The sequence below is a fragment of the Kingella pumchi genome, assembly GCF_022288825.1.
Taxonomy (GTDB): domain Bacteria; phylum Pseudomonadota; class Gammaproteobacteria; order Burkholderiales; family Neisseriaceae; genus Kingella_D; species Kingella_D pumchi.
In genome coordinates this window covers 1-232 of sequence record NZ_JAKOOW010000041.1, presented here as the reverse complement: position 1 = coordinate 232, position 232 = coordinate 1, and the positions used below count along the sequence as shown (strand labels likewise).

At 51.3% G+C, this 232-nt stretch carries 1 protein-coding gene; it reads left to right on the top strand.

Annotated features, from left to right (window positions below):
* The coding region (locus tag MB824_RS10710; protein WP_238748529.1) for a transposase at positions 1-232 on the top strand (232 nt) is incomplete at both ends.

The window sequence follows — 232 nt, the reverse complement described above, 5'->3', positions numbered from 1 at the left end:
TAGAGAAAGCATCCGCCGCCGTCATTGACGCCACCATTATTCAGACCGCCGGCAGCAAACAGCGTCAAGCCATAGAAGTCGATGAAGAAGGACAAGTCAGCGGCCAAACCACACCGAGCAAAGATAAAGATGCCCGCTGGACAAAGAAAAACGGCCTCTACAAACTCGGTTACAAACAACATACCCGTACCGATGAGGAAGGCTATATCGAGAAACTGCACATCACCCCAGC